Source organism: Streptomyces boluensis, from assembly GCF_009908195.1.
GTDB lineage: Bacteria > Actinomycetota > Actinomycetes > Streptomycetales > Streptomycetaceae > Streptomyces > Streptomyces boluensis.
The window spans coordinates 1-7,175 of sequence record NZ_JAAAHS010000386.1 but is presented as its reverse complement, the minus strand read 5'-3'; the positions used below and the strand labels follow the sequence as shown (position 1 = coordinate 7,175).

Here is a 7,175-nt window from a genome sequence, read left to right as displayed (position 1 = left end):
ACCCCGCACAGCAACCCCACCGCCCGTACCCACGAAGTCACCAACCAGGCACCGCCGTTGACCGGTCACGACGTGGCGGACGACCCCGTACTCCTCGAAGGCGTACGCCGCGAAGGGGCCGACTGGCACCTCGACGCGCTGCACCGGCTCGGGCGTCGGGTGGGCAGTGCGGAGGTGCAGCGCTGGGGAGACGAGGCCAACCGGTTCGAACCGGTGCTCCGCACCCACGACCGCTACGGCAACCGTGTCGACGAGGTCGACTTCCACCCCGCGTACCACTCCCTGCTCGACCTGTCCGTCGGCGCGGGCCTCGCCGGTGCCGCCTGGGCGGACGAGCGGACCGGCGCCCATGTCGCGCGCGCCGCCGACTTCATGCTCGTCACCAGCGTCGAACAGGGCCACCTCTGCCCGGTGAGCATGACCTACGCCGTCGTACCCGCTCTGCGCAACAACCCCCAACTCGCCGCCGTGTACGAGCCGTTGCTCACCAGCCGCACATACGATCCGGGCCTGCGCGCACCGGAGGGCAAGCGCGGCCTGCTCGCCGGGATGGGCATGACGGAGAAGCAGGGCGGCACCGATGTGCGGGCCAACACCACCGCCGCCACCGAGCAGCCCGACGGCACCTGGCGGCTGCGCGGCCACAAGTGGTTCACCAGCGCCCCGATGAACGACCTGTTCCTCGTCCTCGCCCAGGCCCCCGGCGGGCTCTCCTGCTTCCTCGTGCCGCGCGTCCTGCCCGACGGCAGCCGCAACACGTTCCGTATCCAGCGCCTCAAGGACAAGCTCGGCAACCGCTCCAACGCCAGCAGCGAGCCCGAGTTCGACGACACCGTCGGCCTGCTCGTCGGTGAGCAGGGGCGGGGCGTGCGGACCATCATCGACATGGTCACCATGACCCGCCTCGACTGCGTACTCGGCTCGGCCGCCGGGACCCGCGCCGCGCTCGCCCAGGCCGTCCACCACGTACGCCACCGTGCCGTGTTCGGCGCCAAGTTGATCGACAAGCCGCTGATGCGCAACGTCATCGCGGACCTCGCCGTCGAGTCGGAGGCCGCGACCACGCTCGCGCTGCGGCTCGCCGGCGCCGCCGACCGGGCCCGGCACGGCGACTCCGGCGAACGTGCCTTCCTGCGCCTGGCCACCGCCGTCGGCAAGTACTGGGTGTGCAAGCGCCAGCCCGTCGCGGTCGCCGAAGCCCTGGAGTGCCTCGGCGGCAACGGCTACGACGAGGCGTCCGGCATGCCGCGCCTGTACCGCGAGGCGCCGCTCAACGGGATCTGGGAGGGCTCGGGCAACGTCAACGCCCTCGACGTGCTGCGCGCCCTCGCCCGCGAACCCGAGAGCCTGCACGCCTACACCGCCGAGGTCGAGGCCGCACTCGGCGCCGACCCGCGCCTCGACGCGGCCTGGCGGTCCCTGCGCGCCGAGCTCCAGCGCACCGAGGACGCCGAACTCCGCGCCCGCGGCCTCGTCGAACGCATGGCCCTCGTCCTCCAGGGCGCCCTGCTCGTACGTCACGCCCCGGGCGCCGTCGCCGACGCGTACTGCGCGTCCCGCCTCGACGGGCAGGGCGCCACCTTCGGCACCCTCCCCACCGGCGTCGACCTCGCGGCCGTCATCGCGCGTGCGCCGGGGGCTACGGGCTGACGCGCCGCCGTGTGGTGCGGTGGCGCCGCCACGACGTGCGCGACCGCGAGCGGGAGCCAAGAATTATGAGGTGAGACGTCCAGAGGTACCCGACGGAACGGACCGCCCCGGCAAGCGCATCGGGCTGCGGCTACATCCGCGACGGCCCGTCACCGCCGTGATTCTGGTGACGGCCCTGGTCACGGGCTACTTCCTGCTCCCGCTCGACCGTCTCGGCCCGGACCAGCCCGGGTTGAGCTGGACCCTGTTCCTGCTCGCGCTCACATGCATCGCCGTACTGATCCTGCGGCAGATCCGCGATGTCGTACTCGACCTGCCGGACCCCCGGTCCGGGCTCGTCATCGCCGTCCTGATGGCGGAGTCCGTACTGGTCTTCGCCGCCGCGTACTACGCGCTCGCGCACGAGCCGGGCCAGCTCATCGGGCTCAGCACGCGCGTCGACGCCCTCTACTTCACCTTGGTGTCGGTGGCCACCGTCGGCTACGGGGACATCGCACCGCTCGGCCAGACCGCGCGGCTCGTCGCGATCGTGCAGATCCTGTACAGCGTCGTGTTCCTGACCGCCGCGGCGACCGCGCTGAGCCGCCGTGTACGCGTGCACGCCGAGGAGAAGACACGCAAGGAGCACCCGGAGCGCAAGGAGCGCGGTGGCTGACGGCTGCGGCTGACGGCCGTCACCAGGCCTCGGACTCCGTCGACGCGAGCGACGCCGAGCCCTTCGCGCCCCGGCCGCCACGGCACCGCGCCGCGAGCAGCGGCAGGATCAGCACCGAGAGCATCGCCGCCCCCACCATGGCGGCGGCCTCGTCGGCGCCGAGCACCTTCTGGTCCAGGCCGATCGTGGTGATCGCCACCACCAGGGGCAGACACGTCGAGGCGAACAGTGTGAGCGCCGCCCGGTCGCCAGGCGCGAGGCCGGGAGGCGCGAACAGATAGACGGGCCCGCCCCGCACCAGCAGGAACAGCAGCAGGAACACCGGGAGCAGCACCAGCGCGCGCCCGCCGCTCAGCAGCGAGTGCAGGTCGAACTCGATGCCCGTGACGATGTAGAAGAGGGGTACGAGGAAGCCGAAGCCGAGCGCCTCGACCCGGCCGAAGACCTCCTCGCCGTGCTCCGGCGCCGTACCGCGCAGCACAAGCCGGGTCAGCACACCCGCCGCGAACGCGCCGAGCAGGATGTCGAGGCCGAACACCTCGGCCAGGCCCAGCATCGCGGCGAGCAGCAGCATGACGAACCGGACCGCGAACTGGCCGCTGCTGTGCAGGGTCTTCTCGGTCAGCCGGGCGAACCACTCCGGTCGTGGGCGGGACGCCCAGAACACCGCGCCGGCCGTGATCGCGGCGAACGCGATCAACAGGACGGCGGACTCCGCGGGCTTGCGGCCGCTGAGCAGCAGCGCCATCGCGACCACCGGGCCGAACTCGCCGACCGCTCCGAACGCCGACATCACCGTGCCGAAGGGGCCGCGCAGTTCCCCGCTGTCGCGGAGCATCGGCAGCACCGTACCGAGGGCCGTGCTGGTCAGGGCGGTGCCGATGACGAAGGCCGTGAACATCGCGCCGCCGCTGATCAGCAGGGCGATCCCGATGCCGGCCGCGAGCGAGAGCAGCCACGCCCAGAGCGCGCGCCGCATCGTCCCGCCACGGATCGCCGAGAAGTCGATCTCGTACCCGGCGAGGAAGATCAGCATGGCCAGGCCCAGGTCGGACAAGGTGCTGATGACCTCGTCGGGGTGGGCGAGGCCGAGTACGTCAGGGCCGATGACGATGCCGAGGCCGATCTCGAAGATGACCAGCGGAACCCGCAGTCGCCGGGCCACGCCCTCGGTGAGGAGAGGCGCGAGCACGGCGGCCGCCATGATCAGTACGAGGGTGCCTGGATGGGTCATGGGCGGCTCAGGGGGTGACCATGGCGAAGTCCGGGTCGGGTTCGCTGAGGAAGCCGAGGAGTTCGGCGAGCCTGCCCAGGTCGCCGACCACCTTCACGCCGGGCCGCGCCGCGAGCTCGGCGGGGGAGTCCGTCCCGAGTAGCACGGAACGCAACTCCGCTTCGGTCAGGGTGAGTTGAAGCTCCGGCTCGGCCGCGGCGGGGCCGGAACCCGTGACATGGGTGAGCACACCGTTGCGCAGCCGCAGCGTGACCGGATCGCCGTCGGTCAGGTTCCACCGCACCGTGATGTCCGCGTCCCAACTGCGCGGCCCGTCCACCCGGATCGACAGCGCGTCGAACAGCTGGTCGAGGGTCAGCGCGGCAAGCAGGTCCGGGGCGACCGTGGAGGTGGGCGTACCGACCGAGCCGTGGCGCAACTCCAGGGCGCCCATGAGGAAGAAGTTGCGCCAGGTGCCGTTCTCGCTGCCGTAGCCGAGCTGTTCGAGGGCGTCGGCCTGGAGGGCGCGGGCCTCGGCGTGCCCGGGTTCGGCGAACACCACGTGGTTGACGACCTGCACCACCCAGCGGAAGTCGCCCTCGGCGAAGGACTCACGCGCCCGCCGGAGCACTTCGTCGGCGCCGCCCATGAACTCCACGTATCTGCGCGCCGATTCGGTCGGCGGATGCTCCCACAGATGGGCCGGGTTGCCGTCGAACCAGCCCAGGTAGCGCTGGTAGACGGCCTTGCTGTTGTGGCTCACCGAGCCGTAGTAGCCGTGGGTGTGCCAGGCCCGCTCCAGGGCCGGGGGCATCACCATCTCCTCGGCGACCTCCGCCGCTGTGAGGCCCTGGTTGAGCATCCGCAGCGTCTGGTCGTGCAGATACGCGTACAGATCGCGCTGTTCGGACAGGAACCCGATCAGCCGCTCCTGGCCCCAGACCGGCCAGTGGTGCGAGGCGAACGCCAGGTCGGACGCGCCCGCGAAGAGGTCGACGGCCTCGGTGAGATACCGGGCCCACTCGCGCGGGTCGCGGACCTGGGCGCCGCGCAGGGTCAGCAGGTTGTGCAGGTTGTGCGTGGCGTTCTCGGCCATGCACAGCGCGGCGTGGTCGGGGAAGTGGATGTTCAGCTCCGCCGGTGCCTCGGTGCCGGGGGTGAGCTGGAAGACCATCCGGACGCCGTCGACGGTCTCCGTCTGCCCGGTGCGGGTGATGTCCAGGGTGGGCGGGATCAGCCCGATGTTCCCGGTCGAGGTGGTCTGGCCGAGGCCCGCGCCGATCTGCCCGCGCTCGCCCTTCGGCAGCGCCGCCCCGTACATGAACGCGGCGCGGCGGCCCATGGCCGTACCGGCGTACACGTTCTCGCTCACGGCATGCTCCAGGAAGCCCTGGGGAGCAAGGACGGGCACCCCGGCGGCCACGTCCGCGTCGGTCAACACGCCCCGCACACCGCCGAAATGGTCGACGTGACTGTGGGTGTAGAGCACGCCGGTGACGGGCCGGTCGCCGCGGTGGCTCCGGTACAGGGCGAGGCCCGCGGCGGCCGTCTCGGCGCAGAGCAGCGGGTCGATGACGAAGACGCCGCGCTCGCCCTCGACGAGCGTCATGTTCGACAGGTCGAAGCCGCGCACCTGGTAGATGCCCGCCGTGACCTCGAAGAGGCCGTGGTCGCAGCAGAGCCGACTCTGCCGCCACAGGCTCGGGTTGGCCGTGTCCGGGCAGTCCCGCGCGAGGAACCCGTACGCCTCCAGGTCCCACACCACGCGCCCCGCGGCGTCCTTGACGAGGGGGTCGTCGGCGGTGCCCATGAACCCGCGCCGCGCGTCCTCGAAGTCCCGCTCGTCGTCGAAGGGGAAGCGCCGCAGGACGGCGGAGTTCGACTCCAGGACGGCCGGTTCGACGGGCTTGGAGTCGCTGTTCTGCGGCATTCTCGGCACTCCCTCACGCAGGCGGCACAAGGCCGCGCCTGTCCGGCACGGCCAGTGCCAGCCTCGCCCCGGCCCGATGGGGCGACCACCAGGTGGGGGCTGTTCGGGCGACGCGCGTTCCCGGTGCGGTACGGGAGGCTGTGGCCTGCTCGTCGGCCTGCTCGTCGGCCTGCTCGTCGGCCTGTGCGGGTCACACGAGTGGTCCACGGCGGGTGGCCCGAGCGCCGCACACGTTCGACGCTCGACATCCCGGCCCCGGCCGACCCGCCGACGACGGGGCCGATGAGGAGGCCGATGAACACGCAGGCCCGCAGCCGCCCCCCGAACCCGAGCGGAGGCAGCCAGCGCGGGCGCCGGGTACGCAGCCAGGGCGTCGCGCTGATCCTCGTCGGCGCCGGGGCGATCCTCGGCTGGCTGGTGCCGCGCTGGGAACGGCACCTGCCGGTGTCAGGCCTCAGCTTCGACGCGTCCACCGCGCAGGCGACCCTCGCCGCGATCGCGGGCAGCATGATCACGCTGGCCGGCTTCGTCGTCACGGCCATCACCCTCGTCGTACAGACCGTGCAGTCCATGTCGCCCCGACTGGTCTCCGCCCTCGGCCACTTCAGCCGGTACCTGGTGCTGTTCGGCCTGCTCATCGGCACTGCCCTGTACGCGCTCGTGGCGCTGAGCCATGTCCGCGGCGACGACGTGCCCCGGCTGACGGTGACCTTCGCCATCGGGCTCGTCCTGTGTGACGCCGTCGCCGTCCTGTACCTCCTCGGCTCGCTCCGGCACGCGGTCACCGGCGGCGGCCTCGCCCGCGCCGTCGGCGACCGGCTGCGCACCGTCATCGAGCAGACGACGCCCCTGCCCGACAGTCCGTCGCCTCCGCCAGCGGATCCCGGCCCGCCTTCGCGTACGGGGCGCGAGGCAGTGGTGCTGGCACGCCAGGGCGAGCCGTCCGTGCTCCTCGCCCTCGACGAACGCCGCCTCACCCAACTCGCCGCCCGCCACGACGTACACATCCAACTCCTGCGCGCCGTGGGGGACTTCGTCGGCACGGGCGAGGCGGTGGCGTCCGTCGAGCCCGCCGGTTCTTCCCACCCGCTGGACGCGCGTACGGTACGCCGCTTCGCCGCCTGCGTACGGTACGGGCCCAGCCGCACCGTGGAGCAGGACGCCGCCTACGGGCTGCGCCTGCTCGTCGACATCGCGATCCGCGCCCTGTCACCCGCGATCAACGACCCCACGACCGCGGTCCAGGCCCTCGACCAGATCGAGGACGCGCTGCTTCGCCTGGCCGCCCGCCCGCTGGGACCCGTACGCCTTGCCGACGACACGGGACGGCCCCGGGTCCTGTGCCCCGCGCCGCACTGGGACGACCTCGTCTCGCTGGCGCTTGACGAGTCGGTCCAGTACGGGGCCTTGAACCCCCAGGTCGTACGGCGGCTGCGCATGCTGCTCGACCGGGTTCTGGCGGTAACTCCCGCTGAACGGCGGGCGGTTGTGGAGGAGCGGCGAGCCGCCCTCGACCGCCTTGCCGCCGCGACGCTGACCGACCCGCTGCTCAGCCGCGTGGCGTCGGTCCCGGACCGGCAGGGGCTCGGCGGCTCGTACGTGCGGGGCGCCGGGGAGATGTGACGCGCGGGGCGCCGGGACATGTGACGGTTCCGCCGCCCGTACGGGTGCGGGGCGACGGAACCGTGGTCGTGCGGGAGGGGACGGGTGGCCGAGGTGGCCGGGGT

5 protein-coding genes are annotated in these 7,175 nt (G+C 72.4%); 3 read left to right on the top strand and 2 right to left on the bottom strand.

Annotation, left to right across the window (positions count from 1 at the left end):
• Together GUY60_RS31600 and GUY60_RS31595 are read left to right on the top strand one after the other, a co-directional pair.
• Positions 1 to 1,650: acyl-CoA dehydrogenase family protein (locus tag GUY60_RS31600; protein ID WP_246235896.1), on the top strand; the 1,650-nt coding region annotated here is incomplete at its 5' end.
• 118 nt (positions 1,651 to 1,768) lie between these two features.
• A complete protein-coding gene (locus GUY60_RS31595) occupies positions 1,769 to 2,305 on the top strand; it encodes a potassium channel family protein (RefSeq protein ID WP_312866493.1) in 537 nt (178 codons plus the stop codon).
• A gap of 19 nt (positions 2,306 to 2,324) precedes the next feature.
• Here the strand turns inward: GUY60_RS31595 and GUY60_RS31590 are convergent, their stop codons facing one another.
• Both GUY60_RS31590 and GUY60_RS31585 read right to left on the bottom strand, forming a co-directional pair.
• A complete protein-coding gene (locus GUY60_RS31590) occupies positions 2,325 to 3,539 on the bottom strand; it encodes a cation:proton antiporter (protein ID WP_161704074.1) in 1,215 nt (404 codons plus the stop codon).
• A gap of 7 nt (positions 3,540 to 3,546) precedes the next feature.
• Entirely contained in the window at positions 3,547 to 5,448 is a 1,902-nt protein-coding gene (locus GUY60_RS31585; protein ID WP_161704072.1) for an alkyl/aryl-sulfatase, read from the bottom strand.
• A 294-nt stretch (positions 5,449 to 5,742) separates the two neighbouring features.
• Between GUY60_RS31585 and GUY60_RS31580 the strand changes: the two genes are divergently transcribed.
• Complete coding sequence (locus tag GUY60_RS31580) at positions 5,743 to 7,071, top strand: DUF2254 domain-containing protein (RefSeq protein ID WP_161704070.1); 1,329 nt, start codon at positions 5,743 to 5,745, stop codon at positions 7,069 to 7,071.
• Positions 7,072 to 7,175 lie beyond the last annotated feature (104 nt).

What these genes read in the sequence shown, in the direction of transcription:
- GUY60_RS31590 (WP_161704074.1), bottom strand. Translation starts at nt 3,539, where the DNA reads ATGACCCATCCAGGCACCCTCGTACTGATCATGGCGGCCGCCGTGCTC.
- GUY60_RS31585 (WP_161704072.1), bottom strand. Translation starts at nt 5,448, where the DNA reads ATGCCGCAGAACAGCGACTCCAAGCCCGTCGAACCGGCCGTCCTGGAG.
- GUY60_RS31580 (WP_161704070.1), top strand. Translation starts at nt 5,743, where the DNA reads ATGAACACGCAGGCCCGCAGCCGCCCCCCGAACCCGAGCGGAGGCAGC.